22 protein-coding genes are annotated in these 21456 nt (G+C 67.0%); 8 read left to right on the top strand and 14 right to left on the bottom strand.

The window, feature by feature from the left end:
- Positions 1–7: 7 nt before the first annotated feature.
- A complete protein-coding gene (locus BLQ49_RS04150) occupies positions 8–1453 on the bottom strand; it encodes an acetamidase/formamidase family protein (RefSeq protein WP_091713544.1) in 1446 nt (481 codons plus the stop codon).
- Positions 1454–1535: 82 nt separating this feature from the next.
- The gene (locus tag BLQ49_RS04145; protein ID WP_091713542.1) at positions 1536–3863 is read right to left on the bottom strand and encodes an NADP-dependent malic enzyme; all 2328 of its coding nucleotides are present in this window, start codon (positions 3861–3863) and stop codon (positions 1536–1538) included.
- Positions 3864–3941: 78 nt separating this feature from the next.
- Between BLQ49_RS04145 and BLQ49_RS04140 the strand changes: the two genes are divergently transcribed.
- Together BLQ49_RS04140 and BLQ49_RS04135 are read left to right on the top strand one after the other, a co-directional pair.
- Positions 3942–4553 carry a CatB-related O-acetyltransferase gene (locus tag BLQ49_RS04140; protein ID WP_091713901.1) on the top strand — a complete coding sequence of 204 codons (612 nt, stop codon included), beginning with the start codon at positions 3942–3944 and terminating at the stop codon, positions 4551–4553.
- Between the two features lie 45 nt (positions 4554–4598).
- Complete coding sequence (locus tag BLQ49_RS04135; RefSeq protein WP_091713540.1) at positions 4599–4853, top strand: DUF3297 family protein; 255 nt, start codon at positions 4599–4601, stop codon at positions 4851–4853.
- Here the strand turns inward: BLQ49_RS04135 and BLQ49_RS04130 are convergent.
- From BLQ49_RS04130 to aspS, 4 genes are read right to left on the bottom strand one after another with little or no spacing between them, the layout of a single operon-like run.
- Positions 4823–5155, bottom strand: coding sequence for a hypothetical protein (locus BLQ49_RS04130; protein ID WP_091713539.1), 333 nt, complete (start codon positions 5153–5155; stop codon positions 4823–4825). The two genes, BLQ49_RS04135 and BLQ49_RS04130, sit on opposite strands and share 31 nt — an antisense overlap.
- A complete protein-coding gene (locus tag BLQ49_RS04125; protein WP_091713537.1) occupies positions 5152–6228 on the bottom strand; it encodes an acyltransferase family protein in 1077 nt (358 codons plus the stop codon). The genes BLQ49_RS04130 and BLQ49_RS04125 overlap by 4 nt, the downstream gene beginning before the upstream one ends.
- Complete coding sequence (locus BLQ49_RS04120) at positions 6225–7097, bottom strand: glycosyltransferase family 2 protein (protein ID WP_091713535.1); 873 nt, start codon at positions 7095–7097, stop codon at positions 6225–6227. The genes BLQ49_RS04125 and BLQ49_RS04120 overlap by 4 nt, the downstream gene beginning before the upstream one ends.
- Positions 7098–7110: 13 nt before the next feature.
- On the bottom strand, positions 7111–8955 hold the full coding sequence (gene aspS / locus BLQ49_RS04115) for an aspartate--tRNA ligase (RefSeq protein WP_091713534.1): 1845 nt from the start codon (positions 8953–8955) through the stop codon (positions 7111–7113).
- A gap of 187 nt (positions 8956–9142) precedes the next feature.
- On the opposite strand from aspS, the gene BLQ49_RS04110 reads away from it, so the two are divergent.
- The 6 genes from BLQ49_RS04110 (at position 9143) to xoxJ (ending at position 15300) form a co-directional block, all read left to right on the top strand.
- Positions 9143–9523 (top strand): hypothetical protein, encoded by a 381-nt coding sequence (locus BLQ49_RS04110; RefSeq protein ID WP_091713900.1) that lies wholly within the window; start codon positions 9143–9145, stop codon positions 9521–9523.
- 75 nt (positions 9524–9598) lie between these two features.
- Positions 9599–10783, top strand: coding sequence for a ribonuclease D (gene rnd, locus BLQ49_RS04105; protein WP_091713532.1), 1185 nt, complete (start codon positions 9599–9601; stop codon positions 10781–10783).
- 104 nt (positions 10784–10887) lie between these two features.
- On the top strand, positions 10888–11175 hold the full coding sequence (locus BLQ49_RS04100) for a hypothetical protein (RefSeq protein ID WP_091713530.1): 288 nt from the start codon (positions 10888–10890) through the stop codon (positions 11173–11175).
- Positions 11176–11903: 728 nt separating this feature from the next.
- Positions 11904–13709, top strand: a complete 1806-nt coding sequence (gene xoxF1 / locus BLQ49_RS04095; RefSeq protein ID WP_091713529.1) for a lanthanide-dependent methanol dehydrogenase XoxF1 — start codon at positions 11904–11906, stop codon at positions 13707–13709.
- Positions 13710–13840: 131 nt separating this feature from the next.
- Entirely contained in the window at positions 13841–14455 is a 615-nt protein-coding gene (locus BLQ49_RS04090; RefSeq protein WP_091713527.1) for a c-type cytochrome, methanol metabolism-related, read from the top strand.
- On the top strand, positions 14455–15300 hold the full coding sequence (gene xoxJ / locus BLQ49_RS04085; RefSeq protein ID WP_208859004.1) for a rare earth element methanol dehydrogenase accessory protein XoxJ: 846 nt from the start codon (positions 14455–14457) through the stop codon (positions 15298–15300). Before BLQ49_RS04090 ends, xoxJ begins: the two co-directional genes overlap by 1 nt.
- 6 nt (positions 15301–15306) lie before the next feature.
- Here xoxJ and folK read toward each other — a convergent pair whose 3' ends face one another.
- The 8 genes from folK to pqqB all read right to left on the bottom strand — a co-directional run bounded on the left by folK (position 15307) and on the right by pqqB (position 21428).
- Entirely contained in the window at positions 15307–15777 is a 471-nt protein-coding gene (gene folK, locus BLQ49_RS04080; RefSeq protein ID WP_091713523.1) for a 2-amino-4-hydroxy-6-hydroxymethyldihydropteridine diphosphokinase, read from the bottom strand.
- Positions 15774–16151 carry a dihydroneopterin aldolase gene (gene folB, locus BLQ49_RS04075; protein WP_091713522.1) on the bottom strand — a complete coding sequence of 126 codons (378 nt, stop codon included), beginning with the start codon at positions 16149–16151 and terminating at the stop codon, positions 15774–15776. Before folB ends, folK begins: the two co-directional genes overlap by 4 nt.
- A gap of 2 nt (positions 16152–16153) precedes the next feature.
- The gene (folP, locus tag BLQ49_RS04070; protein WP_091713898.1) at positions 16154–16990 is read right to left on the bottom strand and encodes a dihydropteroate synthase; all 837 of its coding nucleotides are present in this window, start codon (positions 16988–16990) and stop codon (positions 16154–16156) included.
- An 83-nt stretch (positions 16991–17073) separates the two neighbouring features.
- Positions 17074–17436: a hypothetical protein gene (locus BLQ49_RS04065; RefSeq protein ID WP_091713520.1), complete on the bottom strand. Its 363-nt coding sequence runs from the start codon at positions 17434–17436 to the stop codon at positions 17074–17076.
- Complete coding sequence (locus BLQ49_RS04060; RefSeq protein WP_091713518.1) at positions 17417–18100, bottom strand: hypothetical protein; 684 nt, start codon at positions 18098–18100, stop codon at positions 17417–17419. Before BLQ49_RS04060 ends, BLQ49_RS04065 begins: the two co-directional genes overlap by 20 nt.
- A gap of 23 nt (positions 18101–18123) precedes the next feature.
- Positions 18124–19269, bottom strand: a complete 1146-nt coding sequence (pqqE, locus tag BLQ49_RS04055; RefSeq protein ID WP_091713517.1) for a pyrroloquinoline quinone biosynthesis protein PqqE — start codon at positions 19267–19269, stop codon at positions 18124–18126.
- Positions 19266–20351, bottom strand: coding sequence for a pyrroloquinoline-quinone synthase PqqC (gene pqqC, locus BLQ49_RS04050; protein WP_091713515.1), 1086 nt, complete (start codon positions 20349–20351; stop codon positions 19266–19268). Before pqqC ends, pqqE begins: the two co-directional genes overlap by 4 nt.
- A 177-nt stretch (positions 20352–20528) precedes the next feature.
- Positions 20529–21428 (bottom strand): pyrroloquinoline quinone biosynthesis protein PqqB, encoded by a 900-nt coding sequence (pqqB, locus tag BLQ49_RS04045; RefSeq protein ID WP_091713514.1) that lies wholly within the window; start codon positions 21426–21428, stop codon positions 20529–20531.
- Between the last annotated feature and the right edge of the window lie 28 nt (positions 21429–21456).

The following is a 21456-nucleotide window of genomic DNA, read 5'->3' as shown; positions in this document are numbered from 1 at the left end:
GCCCGGTTCAGGCGGACCGATCCGGGAAGATCGCCTTCTTGACCACAGCGTGGACGCCCCAATTGCCGTCCACGACCTGCGTGATCCCGAAATCCACCGCCACCGACATCAGCGAGATCGCCTCGTCCTCGGTGAGCCCCTTCGCGTGCATCAGAAACTGGCGCATCTTGCGGAAAGCGTCACGCATGGCGAGGTCGATCGACGATTTCTCGAAGATCGCAGCCTGCGCGTCCGGGCCGAGGTCGCGCAGGTAGTTCGGGTAGCTGAAGCCCGATAGCACCCAATCATCCTTCGTCTCGATCATCGGGAAGTCGAGGGCTTCGAGCGGCGAGCCCGGCAGATCGGCCTTCTTGTGCAGGACGAACTGGAAGGTGCCGGTGAGCGAGCACTCGATCGCGGTGCCGCACAGCTCGGAATCACCCTGGCTGGCATGGGGATCGCCAACCGAGAACAACGCCCCCGGAACCGCGACGGGGAAGTACAGCGTCGCGCCCTTGCCGATCCGCCAGTTGTCGATGTTGCCACCGGTATAGCTCGGCGGGATCGTGTTGACGCGGTCGGCCTCGGCGGGCGCCAGACCGATCGTGCCGAAATGCGGGCGGATCGGGACGCGGATCCCCTTCAGCACGTCGAAGGTCTTCTGCGTCTTCGTGTGGTCGACCGGCAGACCGGGATAGTCGATGGTCGGATGCTCGACCCCGAACGGGTCGGTGACGCCGGGCCAGCGAAAGCTGTAGACCGCCCGCGCCCAATCGCGGGCACCGGTGGCATCGACCTCGTAGATGGTCACTACTTCCCGGGGTTTATCGCCGGTGATCAGGTCCTTGTAGTGGAAGCCCCACCATGCCGCCGCGTTGCTGCCGAAGGCGAGCCCCTTGTATTTCGGGTTGGCGCTGGGGCGGGGCGCCACGTCGAGGATGCGGACCTCCAACACGTCGCCGGGCTCGGCGCCCCGGACCGCCACCGGCCCGGTGCAGATGTGGACGCCGAGACCGCCGCCGGGGCCGATCTTGGCATCCATCGGACCGGCACCGCGGGGCGAGACGCCCATCTTGTCCTTGGTCCAGAGGTAGACGCTCTCGGCCCCCGGATCGCCCTGGATCATCCGCTCGGCATCGTCGCTCGCCTGATGGGTGAGCGTCTCGATGGTGACGAAGTCACCCGAGCCGATCTCGATTTGCGGCCTGAGACTGCGGCTGAAGAAGCCCCAATGCACCGTCTCGGCATTGGCCGGCACGTGATAATGCCCGGTCGCGGCAAACTTGGCGCACGAAGCCTGCGCCAAAGCTGGGCTGACCAGCGAGGGGCCTCCGGTCGCGAAGGCCGCTGCCGCAGCCCCCGTGGCGACGAAGCCACTCTTGAGGAAGGCGCGCCGTTCCGGCTCCAGCTCACGCCGGAACCGGCGCCGGTGTTCTTCGTAGGCGTGGCAGTTCGGGTCGTCGCCCTGGCACATGGTGTCTGCGTCCGGTGGTTGCGTTTCCCCGGACACAGCCAAGCAATTCGACGGCCACGCTCGCGGCCGCCGTGGGGGATCCTTACTCCGAGACCATCCCGACACCCGGCTCCTCGGCCTTCGGCGGCGCCTCGTCGGCCTGCGCCTCCACCACAGCGGCCGCCGTCACGTTGACGATGCCCCGGGCCGTCACCGACGGCGTGAGGATGTGTGCGGGCTTGGCCGGCCCGATCAGCAGGGGGCCGACCGGCAGGGCGTCCGCCATCACCTTCGCGAACTGGAACGCGATGTTGGCCGCATCGAGGTTCGGGAAGATCAGGACGTTCGCCGAGCCCTTCAGGCGAGAACCCGGCAGCACCCGGTCGCGGACCATCTCGGAGAGCGCCGAATCCGCCTGCATCTCACCGTCGACCATCAGGTCAGGGTCGCGCTTCTGCAAGAGCGCGAGGGCATCGCGCATCTTCATGGCGGAGGCCGAATCCGACTGGCCGAAGTCCGAGTGGCTCAAGAGCGCAATCTTCGGCGTCATCCCGAAGCGGCTGACATGGCCGGCGCAGGCCTGGGCCACGTCGGCGATCTCCTCCGCGGTGGGGTTCGGCCGGACATGGGTGTCGGCCAGGAAGTAGGCCCCCGTATGGGTCACCACGAGGCTCATGGCGGCGCATTGCTCGACGCCCGGCGCGAGCCCGATCACGTCGCGGATGATACGCAGCCGCGTCTCGAACCGGCCCTCCAGGCCGCAGATCAGCGCGTCGGCCTCGCCGCGGCGGACCGCAATGGCGCCGATCACCGTGCTGTTAGTGCGCACCAGCGTGCGCGCCGCGTCCGGCGTGATGCCGCGCCGGCCCGCGACATCGAGATAGGTCTGCACGTAGGCGCGGTAGCGCGGATCATCCTCGGGATCGATCAATTCGAAGTCGCGGCCGTGCTCGATCGACAGGCCGAAGCGCTTGAGCCTCGTCTCGACCACGCGCGGACGTCCGACCAGGATCGGGAACGCGACCTTGTCCTCGACGATCGCCTGAACGGCGCGCAGGACCCGCTCGTCCTCGCCCTCGGCGTAGATCACCCGCTTGGGCGCTTCCTTCGCCTTGGAGAAGAGCGGCTTCATGATCAGGCCGGACCGGTGCACGAACCGGTCGAGGCTCTCGACATAGGCGTCGAGATCCGTGAGCGGCCGGCCGGCGACGCCGGAATCCATCGCGGCCTGGGCGACCGCCGGGGCGATGCGCAGGATCAGCCGCGGATCGAACGGGCTCGGGATCAGCGATTTCGGTCCGAACGGCCGCGCCTCGCCGCCATAGGCGCGGGCGACGACGTCCGAGGTGGTCTCGTGGGCGAGGCCGGCGATCGCCTTCACGGCCGCCTTCTTCATCTCCTCGTTGATCTTGTGGGCGCCGACATCCAACGCGCCACGGAAGATGTAGGGGAAGCACAGGACGTTGTTGACCTGGTTCGGGAAGTCCGACCGGCCGGTACAGATCATCGCGTCCGGCCGCTCCTTCTCGGCCAGATCCGGCATGATCTCCGGATAGGGATTGGCGAGCGCCATGATCAGCGGCTTCTCGGCCATCTCCTTCAGGTACTCGGGCTTCAGCACGCCGCCGGCCGAGAGGCCGATGAACACGTCGGCACCGGGAATCACCTCGGCGAGGGTGCGCTTGTCGGTCTCCTGGGCGTAGACGTCCTTCCAGCGGTCCATCAGCTCCGGACGGCCCTTGTAGACCACGCCCTTGATGTCGGTGACCGTGATGTTCTCGCGGGTGGCGCCGAGCGACACGAGGAGGTTGAGGCAGGCGAGCGCCGCCGCACCGGCACCGGATGTGACGATCCGGACGTTGGACAGGTTCTTGCCGGCGAGTTCCAGCCCGTTGAGGACGGCCGCCGCCACGATGATCGCGGTGCCGTGCTGGTCGTCGTGGAAAACCGGGATGTTCATCCGGGCCCGGCACTGCTCCTCGACCTCGAAGCACTCGGGCGCCTTGATGTCCTCCAGGTTGATGCCGCCGAAGGTCGGCTCCAGGGCGCAGACGACATCGACGAGCTTCGACACGTCCTTCTGGTCGACCTCGATGTCAAAGACGTCGATGCCGGCGAATTTCTTGAACAGGACCGCCTTGCCCTCCATCACGGGCTTCGAGGCGAGCGGGCCGATATCGCCGAGGCCGAGCACGGCCGTGCCGTTGGTGAGCACCGCCACGAGGTTCTGGCGGATCGTGAGGTCGGCGGCCTGCTGCGGGTCGTCGTGGATCGCCATGCAGGCGGCGGCGACGCCGGGCGAGTAGGCCAACGCGAGGTCGCGCTGGTTCCCGAGCGGCTTCGTTGCCTGGATCTCGAGCTTTCCGGGCTTAGGCAGGCGGTGGTAGACGAGCGCCCCGGCCTTGAGGTCCTCGGACATGTTATCGGCCATCGCCCACGCTCCCGCTCACCTTTTTCACCGAGGACGACGCGATCGCGCATCGCGCGGGCTCGCGTCTTGATCGGTCTGTTGCACCGGCTACGCAGGGGGCGCAACCCGCACAACGAGACCCGGATCCATCTCGCCACGCTGGCGAGGGCCTACGGCTTCTCCATAGGCGCGTACTCGTACGGCCGTCCAAAGGTGCGGTTCCCCGAGAGCGGGCGGCGGCTGACGATCGGCCGCTATTGTTCCATCGCCGACAAGGTCGAGATCCTGCTCGGCGGCGACCACCGGCTGGACTGGGTGTCGACCTACCCGTTCGCCGCGATGCGCGGGCTGTTCCCGGATGCGCGGGCGCCGGAGGATTTCCACGCGTCCCGGGGCGACGTGGTGATCGGGCACGATGTCTGGCTGGGCTCGGGCTGCATGATCCTCTCGGGCGTCACGATCGGGCACGGGGCCGTGGTGGCGGCGCGCGCCGTGGTGACCCGCGATGTCCCGCCCTACGCGGTGGTGGCGGGCAACCCGGCCCGGGTGGTGCGGCACCGGTTCGACCCGGCGACCGTGGAGTCCCTGGTGGCGGCGGCGTGGTGGGACCTGCCGCATGCGGATGTGACGCGGCTCGTGCCGCTGCTGCAGAGCGCCGACGTGGCGGCCCTGATCGCGGCCGCCGTTGCGGCGGGACGGGGGATTGCGTAATCCGCGGCCCATCTTCGCCGCTCACGCCGAATCCGGAGCCCGACCATGTCCGACCTCGCGCTGCCCGACCGCCTCTCGGTCAACCCGGACAGCCCCTACTATGACGCGGCGCTGCTGGAGCGCGGCGTCGGCATCCGCTTTAAGGGCGTCGAGAAGACCAATGTCGAGGAGTATTGCGTGAGCGAGGGCTGGGTGCGCCTCTCGGCCGGCAAGACCCTCGACCGCGCCGGCAACCCGATGACGGTGAAGCTGAAGGGCCCGGTGGAGCCCTACCTGCGCGAACCCGATTCCGAGGCCTGATCGGCCTTTCGGGCGAGCGAGGCCCGGAAGTTGCGCACCGCATCTGCGACCAGCGCCTCGATCCGTTCCGCAGAGCGCGGCCCGTCGATGACGAGGCTCGCCAGGATGTCGGTGCGCCGGGCGCGCTGTTTGGCGGTGCGGGCGTGGTTCGACAGGCGGAGGTGCCACGGGCAGTCGGCCGGCCTGAGATAGAGGCTGTCGCCGCGCTCGTTGCGCGCGACGACCGTGAAGCCCTGGGCCTCCAGCAAGCGAGCGGCCAGGGCCAATGCCTTCGGCGGCGGCGGTGGCCCGTTTGCGCTCACGGCCCCGCCGGCTCGATCGTGCCCAGGCGTCGCCGTCCGAGCGCCCGCGCCTTGAGAGCCAGGGCCGGCCGCTCGATCCCGTACCAAGAGAGGGCTGCCACCGGCAGCGTCACCGCGAGGGCCGGGGCCAGCAGTGCGGGTCCGGACATCTGCGGCCACAGGGCGTGCAGACTCTGCTGTATCGGCCAGCCGTAGAGGTAGATCCCGTAGGACAGGTCCGCCGGCGGATCAAACAATCCGCGCCCCAACGGCCCGAGGGCGAGCCAGACCACGCCGTAGGCCTCCGCCAGGAACAGCAGGGCGGGGTAGGCCGGCGTCCGCGCGAGGACGAAGGCCGCGAAGGCGAGGCAGGCGAGGGCGGCGCCGGAGATCCGCAGACGCTCGCGCCAGAGATAGAGACACGCACCGGCCGCGAAGATTAGGGGCAGGCGTAGCGCGGTCTCGGTGCCCTTGGGCAGGTCGGAACCCCGCAGGCCGCCCACGATCGTGAGCGCCAGCGCGAGCCCCGCTACAATCACAAGGGCCGACCAGCGCCGCCGGAGAAAGCCGCACAGCGCGGCAACCAGGACGCCGAGATAGCACAGCACCTCGTATTTCAGCGTCCAGACCGTGCCGAGGGGCGCCCGGTAGGGGTTGGCCTCGAACACCCCGGGGAGGGCGGCGTTGCTCTTGAAGGTCGTCAGCGTCCCGCTGATGAACGACCACAAGCCCGGCTCGCGCAGATACTCGGAGACGGGCAGGCGGGTCATCGCCGCACCGAGACCCAGCGACACGACGAGGGTCGCGGCCACGAGCCCCGGTAGGATCCGCAAGGTTCGGGCAAGGGCGTAGTCCAGGATCCCGCGCCGGTCGCAGCTCATGGTCACGAGGAAGCCCGATACGGCGAAGAAGCCGTTCACCGCGTGCTCGCCCAGCGTGTAGCCGGTGAGCCGGGCCAGGGGCTCGTCGCCGGCGGCGCCGGTAGTCACGCTGAAGGCGTGGGACACCACCACGGCGAGCGCCAGGGCCAGCCGCAGGCCGGTGAAGCCGTTGCGTCCGCGACCGAGGGCGTCGGCGATGGTCGGGGCGCTCATCCGGGCAGGCCCTCGCGGGCGAGGGCGGTCCGGCCGCGCAGGAAGGCGAGGGCGCCGGCCGCCGAACCGCCGTAGCGCTCCAGCCCGCTCCGGCGCAGCACCAGGGCCGAGAGCAGCGCCTTCGGCAGGTTGGTCAGCAGGGTCGCAAGGCTCGGGTCCGGCAGGCCGTATTTGCGGCTGACATAGGCCCGCGACCACGCCTGATGCCAGCGGGTGCGGAACACGCGGCCCCGCTCGGGCGCCGAGGAGCGGCCGCGGCCGTGCAGCGCCTCGGCGGCGTGGACGTGGACCAACGCCCGGCCGGCATCGGCGACGCGCCGGCAGAGATCGTCATCCTCGTAGAACAGGAAGATGCGCTCGTCGAAGCCGCCGAGATCCAGGAACAGGCGGCGCGGCATCATCAGGCAGGCCCCGGAGAGGAACGGCGCGCAGGCATCGCCCTGCGGCAGCGCGAGGCGACCGCCGGGATTGGTCAGATAGGGTGCGAGCAGCGAGCGCGCCTGGAAGAAGAAGCGCCCGTCGGGCTCCACAATGCGCGGCGCCAGCAGGCCCGCATCCGGCCAGGACCGTGCCGCTGCCAGAAGGGCATCCACCGCACCCGGACCCAGGATCACGTCCGGGTTGACGATGAGGACGTGCTCCGCCGTCTCGGCGGCTTGGACGCCCCGGTTGTTGGCGCGGCCGTAGCCCTCGTTGCGGGCGTTGCGGATCACCCGCGCGCCGGCCGCCTCCGCCACGGCAGCGGAGGCATCCCGGCTGGCATTGTCCACGACGATCGCCGGCACGTGCTGACCGGCGAGCGCCGCGAGGCAGGCGGGCAGCACCTCGGCGCTGTCGTGCGCGACGACGATGGCGACGAGGCGTGGCACTGCGCGGCCGGGCTTAGGCCTTCTTCTCGGGCAGGTTGAGGCGGATGTGCAGCTCACGGAGCTGCTTGGGCGTCGCCTCGGCGGGCGCGCCCATCATCAGATCCTCGGCGCGCTGGTTCATCGGGAACAGCACCACCTCGCGGATGTTCGGCTCGTCGCACAGGAGCATGACGATGCGGTCGACACCCGGCGCGATGCCACCGTGCGGCGGGGCGCCCATGCGGAGCGCATTCAGCATGCCGCCGAACTTCTCCTCAAGCACCTCGCGGCCGTAGCCCGCGATGGCGAAGGCCTTCTCCATCACGTCGGGGCGGTGGTTCCGGATCGCGCCGGACGACAGCTCGATCCCGTTGCACACGATGTCGTACTGAAACGCCTTGATCCCGAGGATTTTCTTGGTGTTGGCGCCATTCTCGTCCTCGGAGGCCAGGGCCTCGAGGTCGAGCGCCAAAAATTCCTCGCGGTCGATGTTCGGCATCGAGAACGGGTTGTGGGAGAAGTCGATGCGCTTCTCCTCCTCGCTCCACTCGTACATCGGGAAGTCGGTGATCCAGCAGAAGGCGTACTGGTCCTTGTCGCACAGGCCCAGCTCGTCGCCGATGCGGATGCGCGCCTTGCCGGCGAGTCCGGCCGCCTTGCCTTCGACGCCGGCGGAGAAGAACACCGCGTCACCCGCCTTCGCCCCAGCGCGCTCGGCGATCAGCGCCTGGACCTCGGCCGGGATGAACTTGGCGATCGGCCCCTTGCCGGAGAGCTGGCCGTTCTCCTCTTCGAACACGACGTAGCCGAGGCCGGGCGCCCCCTCGGAGCGGGCCCAGTCGTTGAGCCTGTCGAAGAACGAGCGCGACTGCGCCGCCGCGCCAGTCGCCGGGATGGCACGGACGACGCCGCCGGAGGCGATCACGCCCTTGAACGCCTTGAACGCCACGTCCTCGCGGGCGAACAGGTCGGTGACGTCGGCGATGATCAGCGGGTTGCGCAGGTCCGGCTTGTCGACGCCGTACTTGAGCATCGAATCCGCATAGGTGATCCGCGGGAACTCCTTGGTGACGCGCTTGCCCGCGGCGAATTCCTCGAACACCCCGCGCAGGACCGGCTCCACCGCTTGGAACACGTCCTCCTGGGTGACGAAGCTCATCTCGATGTCGAGCTGGTAGAACTCGCCCGGCGAGCGGTCGGCGCGGGCGTCCTCGTCGCGGAAGCAGGGGGCGATCTGGAAGTAGCGGTCGAAGCCCGCGATCATCGTGAGCTGCTTGAACTGCTGCGGCGCCTGCGGCAGCGCGTAGAATTTGCCGGGATGGACGCGCGACGGCACGAGATAGTCGCGGGCGCCCTCGGGCGAGGAGGCCGTCAGAATGGGCGTCTGAAACTCGAAAAAGCCGCCCTCGCGCATCCGGCGGCGGAGCGAGTCGATGATCGCGCCGCGCTTCATGATGTTGGCGTGCAGCTTCTCCCGCCGCAGATCGAGGAAGCGGTAGCGCAGCCGCGTCTCCTCCGGATACTCCAAGTCGCCGAAGACGGGCAGCGGCAGCTCGCCCGCCGGACCCAGCACCTCCAGGTCATCGATATAGACCTCGACCGCGCCGGTCGGCAGCTCGGGGTTCTCGGTGCCGGCGGGGCGGGTGCGCACGCGGCCGTCGATCCGCACGACCCATTCCGAGCGGACGACCTCGGCGGCCTTGAAGGCCGGCGAGTCGGAATCGACCACGCATTGCGTGAGCCCGTAATGGTCGCGCAGATCGATGAAGAGCACGCCGCCATGGTCGCGGATGCGGTGACACCAGCCTGAGAGGCGGACGGACTGTCCGACATCGGACGGGCGGAGCGCCCCGCAGGTGTGGGAACGGTAACGGTGCATGACGGGCTTCTTCTATGGGAAGGCCGGCACCATTCACGCGAGGCCCCCCAAGTCAAGCGCGGTCCGCTCGGGCACCGGGTACCGAATGCCTCCGCAAACGGTGCTCACAAATGCCTCCGGACTACCGGATCGGACCGCCAATCCCCATATGATGCCCATGAGCGAAAAGGCTTTTTACCCCTCGGCAATGGGCGCCGTTGCGCCCCTGGATCGGCCAGCGAATGCGTGGCGGACGCTGCCGCTCGACGGTCATTTCGACCTCGTCTACGAGGATGCGACGGGCGTGTGGAGCAACCGCTCCTTGCAGGCCAGGGAACTCAAGCTCGGGCCTGGCCGGACGCTTCTCGGCGGCATCGATGCGCGGCGCGGCCTCTATCGTGGTTTCCGTGTCGACCGGATCCGCCGCCTCATCGACGGCGCCACCGGTGAGCGCATCGAGACCGGTATCCTTGATCAGCTGCTCGGACGCGCCGAAGCGCAGCGCCGGGCGAACGCCGTCCGGATCCGGCGACAGGCTCAGGCGCGCCGTAAGGCCGCGACCCGGCGCGCGACCGAAGCGTTTCAGTGACACAACACACGGGAAAAGTGCGGAGCCACGCCCGTTTCTCTCCCCAGCATCGCATCGGTTGCGTATAGCCGATCCATGGATCTGATTTCTTCGACCGACACGCTCCGGGACATCTGCACGCGTCTGGCCACGCAACCCTTCGTGACCGTGGACACGGAGTTTATGCGGGAGACGACCTACTACCCGAAGCTTTGCCTGATCCAGATGGCGGCTCCGGACGGGACAGCCGTTCTCGTGGACCCACTGGCGCCGGGGATCGATCTGCAGCCGTTTATCGACCTGATGGCGGATACGCGAACCGTGAAGGTTTTTCACTCCGCCCGCCAGGATCTCGAGATCGTCTGGCTGCTCGGTGGAATCCTGCCGCACCCGTTCTTCGACACACAGGTCGCCGCCATGGTGTGCGGCTACGGCGATTCCGTTTCCTACGAACAGCTCGTCAACGACGTTGCCAAGGCCAAGATCGACAAGTCGTCCCGGTTCACCGACTGGTCGCGGCGGCCTCTGTCGGAGGCGCAGCTCACCTACGCCCTGTCGGACGTGACACATCTCGTGACGGTCTATGAGGTTCTGGTCGCCGAGCTGCTACGAACGGATCGCGGCGCGTGGCTCGACGAGGAGATGGCGGTGCTGACATCGCCCGAGACCTACCAAGCCCATCCGTCCCAGGCGTGGCGGCGCCTTTCGGGCCGCATGCGCAAGCCCCGGGAAATCGCCGTCCTGATGGAGGTTGCCGCCTGGCGCGAAGGCGAAGCGCAGACGCGCAATGTCCCACGCGGACGAGTCCTGAAGGATGAGGCGGTGATCGACATCGCCTCGGCTGCGCCGCGAAATGCCGAATCGCTCGGCCGCCTGCGCACGATCCCGGCAGGCTTCGAGCGCTCGCGTACGGGCGCCGAGATCCTCGCTGCCGTGGAACGCGGCCTTTCACGCGACACGAGCGACATCCGCATGCCGGAGCGGCTGCGCCGCAGCGGCGGCAACGGCGCCATCGTCGAGTTGCTCAAGGTGTTGCTGAAAGCGGTATGCGAGGCCGAGGGGGTCGCCCCCAAAATTATTGCCACGGTCGACGATCTGGAAGCCGTCGCGGACGATGACACAGCCGAGGTTCCTGCGCTGGAAGGCTGGCGGCGAACCCTTTTCGGCGAGAAGGCCCTGGCGCTGAAGCAGGGCCGCTTGGCGCTATCCGTCGAGGCCGGCCGTATCGTGGTGCGGACGCTCGATCCGCAGGCGCCGAACCTCGAGACAACCGAGCGATAAGCCCGCCATACACCATCATCATGCAAGCCGGGGCGTGACTTGCCCAGTGCGCGGGATTAAGTGGCAATGAGGTTGCCAGTTAATCCCGTCCGTGCGTCCCGCGTATGTTCGAGCCGAACGAAGTCCTGAAGACGCTCACAGGCCGCGGACTCGTCTCGGCGGAAGGCTGCGCCTCGGTCCGGGTGCGCTACCGCATCGTCGTCGAGCGACGCGGGAATGATGTAGTCGCCTACGGAAACCTCCACGGCAGCTGTGCCAACCTGCGGCCGATCTGGCTTGAGCCGGATGCGGAACTTCGCTTGGCCAATGGTCGGCGCCTCAACATCTCGCTCACCGACCTGGTCGGCGACACCGCTGAGTTCGAGAGCACCGGACCCGTCGGACCGCTCTGACGGCGCGGCGCCGATCCGCACGTACGGTGTCGTGTCGAAAGTCCAGCACCGACTCAGACCCCAGCTATCCAAAGTCCGGGTGGCAGCCGGTTCAGAACGGCGTTTGGGACGATCTGGCAATTTGTCGCGCGTCATCGGCAGCCAGCTGGTAGTGCCTCACTCACAGCGGTGTGCGGCGACGGGGCGCACACCGATAAGATCGGAAATCAACTGGTTTTTACCCAGGATATCCATGCCGCGCTGCAATCCGAACGCGGGAACCCGTGGCGCGGCATCGAAACTTGGCGGTGGCTAAACCCGCACGAAGCGCATGAGATTCCCCAGCAACGCTTCCTCAATTGCAAGGTCTGCATGTGCTGGCCTCACGTTCCCGTGAGACACCCGCTTAACAAAGGCTGATCGATTGTGCACCGCACCATTTCATTTTGCGGCTCGATGACGATCAGCCGGCTTTTGTTACCTGCGAAGAAGCTTTCACCCTGTGTAGACAGCCGTCAAACGGCGAGTTGACGGCGCTCAAAAATCTCTTAAGGTCCCGGCAAGCCTCGGTTTCGAGGGGGCCACCTCAGGGATGGTGGTTCCTGGCTAAGGGATCTGAAGATCTTCTGAAGTCGATGAAGCCCGCTACCGAGGCGTCCATCCCTGTCGCAAACAGTCAGGTCGGAGTCCGCGCGACATCCTTCTCTCAGTGTGTCGCAAGAACGCTCAAAGACTTGTCGGAGGAACCCATGAAAGCGGTACATCTCCTTGCGCTTGGCGCGGGTGTCGCGGCCATCGCCGCGCCAGCGCTGGCCAACGAAAGCGTTCTGAAGGGCATCGCCAACCCGGCGGAGCAGGTGCTTCAGACGGTTGACTACGCCAACACCCGCTATTCGAAGCTCGACCAGATCAACGCGTCGAACGTGAAGAACCTCCAGGTTGCCTGGACCTTCTCGACCGGCGTTCTGCGTGGCCACGAGGGCTCCCCGCTCGTCGTCGGCAACGTCATGTACGTGCACACGCCGTTCCCGAACATCGTGTACGCCCTCGACCTCGACCACGAGGCGAAGATCATCTGGAAGTATGAGCCGAAGCAGGATCCGTCCGTGATCCCGGTCATGTGCTGTGACACGGTCAACCGTGGCCTGGCCTATGCCGACGGCGCCATCCTCCTGCACCAGGCCGACACCACCCTCGTGTCGCTCGACGCCAAGACCGGCAAGGTCAACTGGTCGGTCGTGAACGGCGACCCGAAGAAGGGCGAGACCAACACCGCGACGGTCATTCCGATCAAGGACAAGGTCATCGTCGGCATCTCGGGCGGCGAGTTCGGCGTGCAGTGCCACGTCACCGCCTACGACCTGAAGACCGGCAAGAAGGTGTGGCGCGGCTACTCCGAGGGCCCGGACGATCAGATGCTGATCGACCCGGAGAAGACCACCTACCTCGGCAAGCCCGTCGGCAAGGACTCTTCGCTGAAGACCTGGGAAGGCGATCAGTGGAAGACCGGCGGCGGCTGCACCTGGGGCTGGTTCTCCTACGATCCCAAGCTCGACCTGATGTACTACGGCTCGGGCAACCCCTCGACCTGGAATCCCAAGCAGCGTCCGGGCGACAACCGCTGGTCGATGACCATCTGGGCGCGTAACCCGGATACCGGCGTCGCCAAGTGGGTCTACCAGATGACCCCCCACGACGAGTGGGACTATGACGGCATCAACGAGATGATCCTCACGGATCAGAAGATCGACGGCAAGGAGCAGCCGCTCCTGACCCACTTCGACCGCAATGGCTTCGGCTACACGCTGAACCGCGCGGACGGCAGCCTCCTGGTCGCCGAGAAGTTCGATCCGGCCGTCAACTGGGCGACCAAGGTCGACATGGACAAGGGGTCGAAGACCTACGGCCGTCCGCTGGTCGTGTCCAAGTACTCGACCGAGCAGAACGGTGAGGACACCAACTCCAAGGGCATCTGCCCGGCGGCGCTTGGTACCAAGGATCAGCAGCCTGCGGCCTACTCGCCGAAGACCCAGCTGTTCTACGTGCCCACCAACCACGTCTGCATGGACTACGAGCCGTTCCGGGTGACCTACACCCCGGGCCAGCCCTATGTCGGTGCGACCCTCTCGATGTACCCGGCCCCGAACTCGCATGGCGGCATGGGCAACTTCATCGCTTGGGATGGCGTCAACGGCAAGATCAAGTGGTCCGACCCCGAGCAGTTCTCGGTGTGGTCCGGTGCTCTGGCCACCGCCGGCGACGTGGTGTTCTACGGAACGCTTGAGGGCTACCTGAAGGCGGTCGACGACAAGACCGGCAAGGAGCTGTTCAAGTTCAAGACCCCGTCGGGCATCATCGGCAACGTGATGACCTACCAGCACAAGGGCAAGCAGTACGTGGGCGTCCTCTCGGGCGTCGGCGGCTGGGCGGGTATCGGCCTTGCGGCCGGCCTGACCGACCCGAACGCCGGCCTCGGCGCGGTGGGTGGCTACGCGGCTCTGTCGCAGTACACCAACCTCGGTGGCCAGCTGACCGTCTTCGCCCTGCCGAACTAATCGGCCGCAGGTTTAGACGTGAAATGGTGCCGGCGCGGGCTTCCGCGCCGGCACTCTTGTAGTTAGACTTTCTCGCAAGAGGCTATCGGTCATAGGAAGACGAAAGGCCTCGGATCAGGGAGACAGATGCGTTGCTTAACCTCAGCAAGATCGTAACGCGGCCGGTTATCGCCGCCCTCGCCCTAGTGACCGTTTCTGCGGTTGCCGTACATGCTGAGGATGCCAAGCCCGCTGCCGACCCCAAGCTCGCCAATTCGTTGAACGCGAACGACAAGACCGCCGAGCAGGACCCCAAGCTGCTGGCCACGGATGCCGCCGTGAAAGTCGAAGACGGCAAGTACATGGATGCCGACGGTCACCCGACCTTCCACGTGACCCAGGACGGCAAGATGCTCGACTGGTATAGCTATTCGGGGTACCGCCGTTATCACGCCGAGTGTCACGTCTGCCACGGCCCCGACGGCATGGGCTCCACCTACGCCCCGGCCCTGAAGGATTCGCTGAAGCACCTCTCGTACGAGGAGTTCATCGGCATCCTGGTCGGCGGCAAGCAGGACGTGAACGCCGCCGAGCAGAAGGTCATGCCGGCTTTCGGCGACAACAAGAACGTCATGTGCTACTCGGACGACCTCTACGTCTATCTGAAGGCGCGTGCCGCCGGGGCGATCGGTCGTATCCGCCCCTCCGAGCACGAGGATAAGCCTGACGCGGCCAAGAAGGCCGAGAAGGAGTGCATGGGCTTCTGATGGCGCCCCTTGCCCGGATCCTCGCTCTCTGCGCCCTGTCCTTGACGACGGCGCAGGGAGCGCTCGCCCAGCATCTGCCGGATACAGTGACCACGGACGTCCTGCGCGTCTGTGGGGACCCGGGCAACATGCCGTTCTCCGAACGCAAGGAGGACGGCTTCGAGAACAAGATCGCGGCCATTATTGCCGACGAGCTGAAGATCAAGACTCGCTACTACTGGCTGACGCAAGGGCCGGGCTTCGTGCGCAACACGCTCGGGACCGGCCTTTGTGATCTGATCATGGGTCAGACCTTCGGCAGCGATCTCGTCCAGACCACCAATCCCTATTATCGCTCTGCCTACACCTTGGTGACCCGGGCGGGTGAACTCGATGGCGTGACCGCCCTCGACGATCCGCGTCTGAAGGGCAAGAGCATCGGCGTGATCGCCGGTACGCCGCCGGTCAACCGGATGGGCGAACTCGGCCTCGTGTCGACCATGAAAGCCTACGCCCCTTACCAGCTCGATCCGTCGCGCAAGTATCAGACGGTCGCGGCTGAGATCGTTGCGGCGCTCGCCGCCAAGGAGATCGACGCGGCCGTGCTCTGGGGGCCGGCAGCGGGTTGGCTCGCCAAGCAATCCAGTACGGCAATGAATGTCGTGCCCCTGCTCAAGGAGCCGGAGCGGCCGCCCATGGCCTACCGGATCGCCATGGGTGTGCGAATCGGCGAGAACGACTGGAAACGCACCCTCAATACCGTACTGCGCAAGCGCAAGGCGGATATCGACAAGGTCCTGCGCGACTACGACGTGCCGCTCCTCGACGAGGAAGAGAACAAGCTGGCGCCGACCGGAGAGCGTTGAGCGGGCTCAGGCCCGGGCAATCCCTGTCTGGTCGAGCTTGTTCAACGCATCGATGACCCGTTCGCCGCCGATAACGAGATCCGGCGCGATCTCGGCGAGCGGCACCAGCACGAAGGCGCGCTCCCGCACGTAACGGTGCGGAAGCACGAGCCGGGCATCTTCTACGGCTGCGCCCTCGTAAGCCAAGACGTCGATATCGATCACGCGCGGACCCCAACGCTCTTCGCGCACGCGGCCGAGATCCTGCTCAACCGTCAGGCAGGCATCCAGCAGGCCGTGAGGGTCGAGATCGGTATCCACCGCCACGGCACCGTTGAGAAACCAGGGCTGGTCGGTCTTGCCCCAGGGCGGCGTCCGATAGTCGGCTGAGCGTGCGAGCACCCGGATGCCTGGCGTAGCGGCAAGGCCCGCCACGGCCTCGCTGAGCATCGCCGCCATGTCGCCGATATTGCTGCCGATCCCCAGATAGGCCCTCACGCGCGCCCTCCACGACTGCGAACGATCTCGATGCTGACCCCTTCCAGAATCGCGGGGACGGGTGCGCTCGGCTTGTCGATCCGCACGGCGATCGCCTCCAGGCGGGCGAAGCGATCGAGGATCGCGGCCGCGATGGCCTCCGCTAGGGCCTCGATCAGCTTGAAGCGCCGCTCTGTCGCGATCTCGACCGCGATCTGCGTGAGGTCGGCGTAGCTCACCGTGCCGGCGACATCGTCGGACCGACCGGCTTCACTGAGATCAAGCCGCGCTTCGAGGGAAATATAGAAGCGCTGGCCGAGCACCGCCTCCTCGGGCAGCAACCCATGCCACCCGAAGACGGCAATCCGCGTCACCCGAATGAGATCGACCGCCATTCTCAGTGAACCTCTGGCCGCATCACGGCATCGACGACCCGCATGGCATCGACATGGGCGGCCACGTCGTGGACCCGCACGATGTCCGCGCCCAACGTCGCCGCGACGGCGTGGGCCGCCAGGGACCCGGTGAGCCGGTCGGCTGGCTTGGTCCCGCGGTCGTGCAGCCGCCCCAGGAGCGACTTGCGGGAAACACCGACCAGGACGGGGAAGCCCAGGGCCCGGATCTCCGGGAGCCGCCGCAGCACCTCCAGATGCTGCGCCCAGGTCTTGCCGAATCCGACGCCCGGATCGAGCACGATGTTGGAATCTGCGATGCCGGCGCGGTGTGCAATGCCGAGCGAGCGCTCGAAGAAGGCCAGCATGTCGGCGACGATGTCGATGTTGGCCTCGATCGTGTCGCGGTTGTGCATGACGATCACCGGGGCCCCGTGCCCGGCCGCCACGGCGGCGATATCGGGCTCGCGCTGCAGGCCCCAGACATCGTTGACGATCCGGGCTCCCGCCTCAAGGGCGAGGCGGGCCGTGGAGGCCTTGTAGGTATCGATCGAGATCGGCACGCTCAGCCGGGGCGCGACCGCCCGGATCACCGGAAGGACGCGCGCCTGCTCAACCTCGGCCGCCACAGGAACATGGCCGGGCCGGGTGGATTCGCCGCCGATGTCGAGGATCGCGGCTCCCTCCGCCACCAGCCGATCGGCCTGGGCGATGGCCTTGGCCTCCCCGGCGAACAAGCCGCCGTCGGAGAAGGAGTCGGGCGTGACGTTGAGAATGCCCATGACCAGCGTGCGCCCGCCAAGACCGGGCAGCAGGTTGGACAGACCGGGGGAGGGGGTCACGGTGCGGGTCCCGTACACGAGCGCGGTTCAGGAGCCGGTTTGCGCGAATCGCGAGGCCGGCGCAACGCCGGCCGCGCTGGGTTTCAGCCGTGGTAGCAGCGGATCTCGGCCTCGGCCTGGGCGCGCCGAAGCTCGGCGACCTTATCGTCGAAAATCTTGGTCGATTTGAACTCGTTGGCGCGGTTGCCGATACCCTGCCGCATGGACAGAACCGTGCTCGCCTGCACGTACTTGTCATAAGGCAGGATCGCGGCGAGCTGATCGAGCGAGCAGGAGCACTTCTGCAGGCTGTCGCGGGTCTGACCGTTGGCCGCCATGCAGCCGAACACGTAATCGACCCGTGCATCGGTCGGGTAGTCGTTCTCCTCGGCCGCCCAACCGGCCAGCCCCGACAGAGTCAGGGCGAGCACGGCCAGCGCGCCGGTTTTAGCCAGCCTTCTGGTCATAATTCAGCTTCTCCTCCAGTAACTCGCCACCGTCCTTGCTCTTCGAAGACGCCTCGATCGAGACGATCTCGCCGGGGACCGACGGGGCCGTGACGAAGGTATAGGTCATGTCGTCCATGCCGCGCATGCGCTGCGCCAACGCGTCACCCGCGAAAGGCTTCGTGACCACCTGCCAGCCATCGACCTCTTTGCCTCCGACGGTGACCTTCGTGGGCGTCACCACCGCCTTCTCACGAAGGCCCTTGCGGATCGCGAGCTTCAGGTAGCGCGGATTGGCCTCCAAGACCTTGGCCAAGCCCCGCAGATGGTTCTCCAGAAAGAGCGAGACCACCGGGTTTCCGACCATGTCCTCGAACGGACCCGCTGGCACGCGGTTCAGGCCGGAGAACATCGTGACGCTGATGTCCCGAGCGTCGGGGCTTTTGCCCGGCTCGACCTTCAAGGTCAGCGTGTCCTGCAACGGTGCCCCGAACGGGCCGCCCGAGATCCCGGAACGGCGCAGGTAATCGTAGGTGAGGGTCGATCCCGGTGCCGTATTCTTCATCTGCGGCTGGTCGAACAGCAGATCGGCCGCCGAGGGCGGCGCCGCCGCGTTGGCCTGGGTGACGGTCGCGGGTTTCGGTGCGTCCTCGGCAGAGGCGGGCAGCGCAGCCAGCACCAGCATGAGGGCGGTCGTGGTAACAACTCTCACGAGTGGACTTCCTCCTTGAACGGCGACCGGACGTTGCTGCCGATCGTCCGATAAACATAATCGGGCGGGTTCTCGGCCGCCTCCTCGACGGCGAGCGCCCGTACCTTGGCGTGGAGCGGCGAGAGCGAGCAGGCCGGATCAGTGGCCGCCGCATCGCCGGCCAGCGCCAGGGCCTGGCAGCGGCATCCACCCCAATCCTTCTCGCGCCGATCACAGGAGCGGCAGGGCTCCTTCATCCAATCGGTGCCGCGATAGGCCGTGAAGGCCGGCGAATCGCGCCAGATCTCACCGAGGGAGTGGTCGTTGACGTTCCAGAATTCGAGTCCCGGGATGGTTTCGGCGGCGTGGCAGGGCAGGACCTTGCCCTGCGGCGTCACGTTCAGCAGCTTCCGGCCCCAACCGCCCGCACAAGCCTTCGGGTATTTCGCGTAGTAATCCGGGACGACCAGATCGATGACGAGCTGGCCCTTCAGCCGCTCCCGGGCCGCCTCGACGATCCGGATCGATTCGTCCACCTGCGCCTTATCGGGCATCAGCGCGGCGCGGTTGACGTAGGCCCAGCCGTAGTACTGCGTGTGCGCCACCTCCAGGCGCTTGGCGCCCATCTTCACCGCGAGGTCGATGAAGCCCGCAACCTCGTGGATGTTGCCGCGGTGAATCACGGAGTTCAGCGTCAATGGCAGGCCGAGTTCCACCACCTTGGCAGCGAATTCGAATTTTTGAGGCTGCGCGTTCTTCAGGCCGCCGATCCTCTCGGCGTTCTGCGCATCGACCCCCTGGACCGAGAGCTGCACATGATCGAGCCCGACATCGTAGAGTGCCTGCAGCTTCGCGAGCGCGCCGCCGACGCCTGACGTGATCAGGTTCGAGTAGAGGCCGAGATCCGCGCAGGTCTTGGTGATCTCGACAATGTCGTTGCGCGCGGTGGGCTCGCCGCCCGACAGGTGCACATGGAGGACGCCGAGGCCCGCGGCCTCCTTGAGGACGCGCTGCCACGCCGCCGTATCGAGCTCGCCGGACCGGCGGTCGAGCTCCAGCGGGTTCGAGCAATAGGGGCAGCGCAGCGGACAACGGTGGGTCAGCTCGGCGAGCAGGCCCACCGGCGCCGGCGCCTCCAACCGGTTCGGCGTCAGGGCGTTCATCGCTCCAGAACCCGCTTCTCGGCGAGGCCATCGAGCATCGCCAGGATGTCAGCCTCGATGGCCCGCGGATCGGCCGCATAGGTCTTGCCGAGCTCGTCCGCGATGTCCGCGACAGTCCGGTTTCCATCCACCAGCTTGAGCACCGCCACGGCGTTGTCGTCGAGATCGAAGGTGCGCTCGGGGGCGAGGAGGACGTACTTTCCGCGGGTCTCGTCGTTACGCAGCCGAACGCCCCGGGGCAGGCGCGGACGGTCCCCAGCGGCCATCTTGCGGGTGCCACCTGCGGCTTGAACCGAGGCCGGCGCGGCGACCAGACCTTCGCCCGGACGCCAAGCATCCGGCGGGATCATCCCCGGGGCGACATAGGCGAAGTAAAGGGCGTCGAGCTGCGTCCAGAGAACGTTGCACTTGAACGTTAGGGCGGCCATGGCCTGGCGCTGCAGCTCCGGCGTCGTGGCGTGCTGCTTGACGTAATCGAGGGCGAAGTCGGCATCCCGTGGCGCCTGGGTGAGGCGCTTGTCGAAATAGGCCAGCGTGTCCTTCGTGATGAAATCGTAGTTCTTCAGCATCCCGGCGACGCGCTCCGAGATGATCGTCGGCGAGAACATCTCGGTGAGCGACGAGGCGATCGCCTCAAGCAGCGTCTTCTCGGAGACGAAGTGGACGTAGGCTTCCACCGAAAATTTGGTCGCCGAGAGGATGCCGCGGGTCGAGAGCACGTAGTCCCGGTCGAAACCGACGCCTTCGGCGAGCTTGAGCCAACGCTCGATCCCGCCATCGCCCTCGTGGTCGCCGTCATGATCGACGATGCGCTGACGCCAGATCCGCCGCAGGGACGCATCGGTCATCCGGGCGAGCACCGCCGCATCCTTCACGGGGATCATCGCCTGATAGTAGTAGCGGTTCAGCGCCCAGGCCCGGACCTGATCCTTCGACAGCTTGCCGTCGTGGAGCAGCCGGTGGAACGGATGCAGGTTGTGATAGCGCCGCGCACCGATGCCGCGGAGCGCAGCCTCCAGCTCCTCGGGACTCAGGAGACGCTCGCTCTCGGCGGCGTCGGGGGTCGGGAAGACTGCGTTCATGGCGTATCCGGCGTCCGTTTTCGGGTCGCGTTTCCTGTCTCGTCGTCCCGCCCTCAACGATCGGGCGAATAGCGCGGCGTAGAGACGATATAGTGCCGAGGTCCTGCGGGCCCAACCTTAGGCATCGGCCGGCCGACATGTCCGTCGCGCTGAGGCCTGCGGCAAAGGGCGCAGGCTCTAGAGCGACAGGTTGAGCCCGTCATGGGCCACCGTCCAGCCGGCCGCCTCGACATCCGCCCGCTCCGGCGAGCCCTCAACCAGCACCGGATTGGTGTTGTTGATGTGCACGAAGATGCGGTGCCCGATCTCGACGGCTGCGAGGGCATCGATCGAGCCGTTCTCACCGCGCATCGGCACGTGCCCCATGCGCCAGCCGGTCTTCGTGCCGACGCCCGCCCGGATCATGTCGTCATCGTGCAGGACGGTGCCGTCAAAGAGGAGCGCGTCCACGCCGGCGATCCGCCGACGCAATCCGTCGGTGACCCGGGCACACCCGGGAATATAGGCCAGGCGGCGACCGCCCGCCTCGATCAAAGCGCCGACCGTGGTCTCGGTCTCGGCGCCGATCTCCATCGTCTCGTCCTCGAGCCAGAGGGGGACCTTGCCGGGAACAGGGAACAGCGTCACCGTCAGCCCGGGCAGGGGCTCGAACGGCTCGTCCATCCCGATCGCCTGACGCTCGACCACGCCCTCGGCCATCACGTCGAAGACACGGTTGGCGTTCACCGAATCGAGGATGCCACGCGTGCCGTAGAGCGCGTAGGGCTGGCCCTCGCGCAGGGTCAGAAGGCCCGCAACGTGATCCACATCGCCATTTGTCAACAGGACGGCGCGGATCGGCGAGTGGCGCAGGCCCTCGCGCGGGTGCATCTGGGCGTTGTCGAAAAGCTGTTGCCGGATATCCGGCGAGGCGTTGATCAGCAGCCAATCCGACCCGTCCGCGGAAACCGCGATACTCGACTGGGTTCGTGGCCGCACCCGATCCGGCTCGGACCGCGCCAGGGTGCAGATGGGGCAGCGGCAATTCCACTGGGGAAGGCCGCCGCCGGCTGCGGAACCGAGGATCACGACGCGCATGGTGCGGCTCCCGAGATCCCCGGCCCGT

Origin of the sequence: Methylobacterium phyllostachyos, assembly GCF_900103445.1 — a bacterium.
Classification (GTDB): domain Bacteria; phylum Pseudomonadota; class Alphaproteobacteria; order Rhizobiales; family Beijerinckiaceae; genus Methylobacterium; species Methylobacterium phyllostachyos.
Note: the sequence above shows the minus strand (reverse complement) of the source record. Positions and strands in the feature narration are given on the sequence as shown.

Coding starts and splice junctions, on each gene's coding strand:
- BLQ49_RS04150 (WP_091713544.1), bottom strand. CDS start 1,453: ATGTGCCAGGGCGACGACCCGAACTGCCACGCCTACGAAGAACACCGG.
- BLQ49_RS04145 (WP_091713542.1), bottom strand. CDS start 3,863: ATGGCCGATAACATGTCCGAGGACCTCAAGGCCGGGGCGCTCGTCTAC.
- BLQ49_RS04135 (WP_091713540.1), top strand. CDS start 4,599: ATGTCCGACCTCGCGCTGCCCGACCGCCTCTCGGTCAACCCGGACAGC.
- BLQ49_RS04125 (WP_091713537.1), bottom strand. CDS start 6,228: ATGAGCGCCCCGACCATCGCCGACGCCCTCGGTCGCGGACGCAACGGC.
- aspS (WP_091713534.1), bottom strand. CDS start 8,955: ATGCACCGTTACCGTTCCCACACCTGCGGGGCGCTCCGCCCGTCCGAT.
- BLQ49_RS04110 (WP_091713900.1), top strand. CDS start 9,143: ATGGGCGCCGTTGCGCCCCTGGATCGGCCAGCGAATGCGTGGCGGACG.
- rnd (WP_091713532.1), top strand. CDS start 9,599: ATGGATCTGATTTCTTCGACCGACACGCTCCGGGACATCTGCACGCGT.
- BLQ49_RS04100 (WP_091713530.1), top strand. CDS start 10,888: ATGTTCGAGCCGAACGAAGTCCTGAAGACGCTCACAGGCCGCGGACTC.
- xoxF1 (WP_091713529.1), top strand. CDS start 11,904: ATGAAAGCGGTACATCTCCTTGCGCTTGGCGCGGGTGTCGCGGCCATC.
- xoxJ (WP_208859004.1), top strand. CDS start 14,455: ATGGCGCCCCTTGCCCGGATCCTCGCTCTCTGCGCCCTGTCCTTGACG.
- folB (WP_091713522.1), bottom strand. CDS start 16,151: ATGGCGGTCGATCTCATTCGGGTGACGCGGATTGCCGTCTTCGGGTGG.
- BLQ49_RS04065 (WP_091713520.1), bottom strand. CDS start 17,436: ATGACCAGAAGGCTGGCTAAAACCGGCGCGCTGGCCGTGCTCGCCCTG.
- BLQ49_RS04060 (WP_091713518.1), bottom strand. CDS start 18,100: ATGCTGGTGCTGGCTGCGCTGCCCGCCTCTGCCGAGGACGCACCGAAA.
- pqqE (WP_091713517.1), bottom strand. CDS start 19,269: ATGAACGCCCTGACGCCGAACCGGTTGGAGGCGCCGGCGCCGGTGGGC.
- pqqC (WP_091713515.1), bottom strand. CDS start 20,351: ATGAACGCAGTCTTCCCGACCCCCGACGCCGCCGAGAGCGAGCGTCTC.
- pqqB (WP_091713514.1), bottom strand. CDS start 21,428: ATGCGCGTCGTGATCCTCGGTTCCGCAGCCGGCGGCGGCCTTCCCCAG.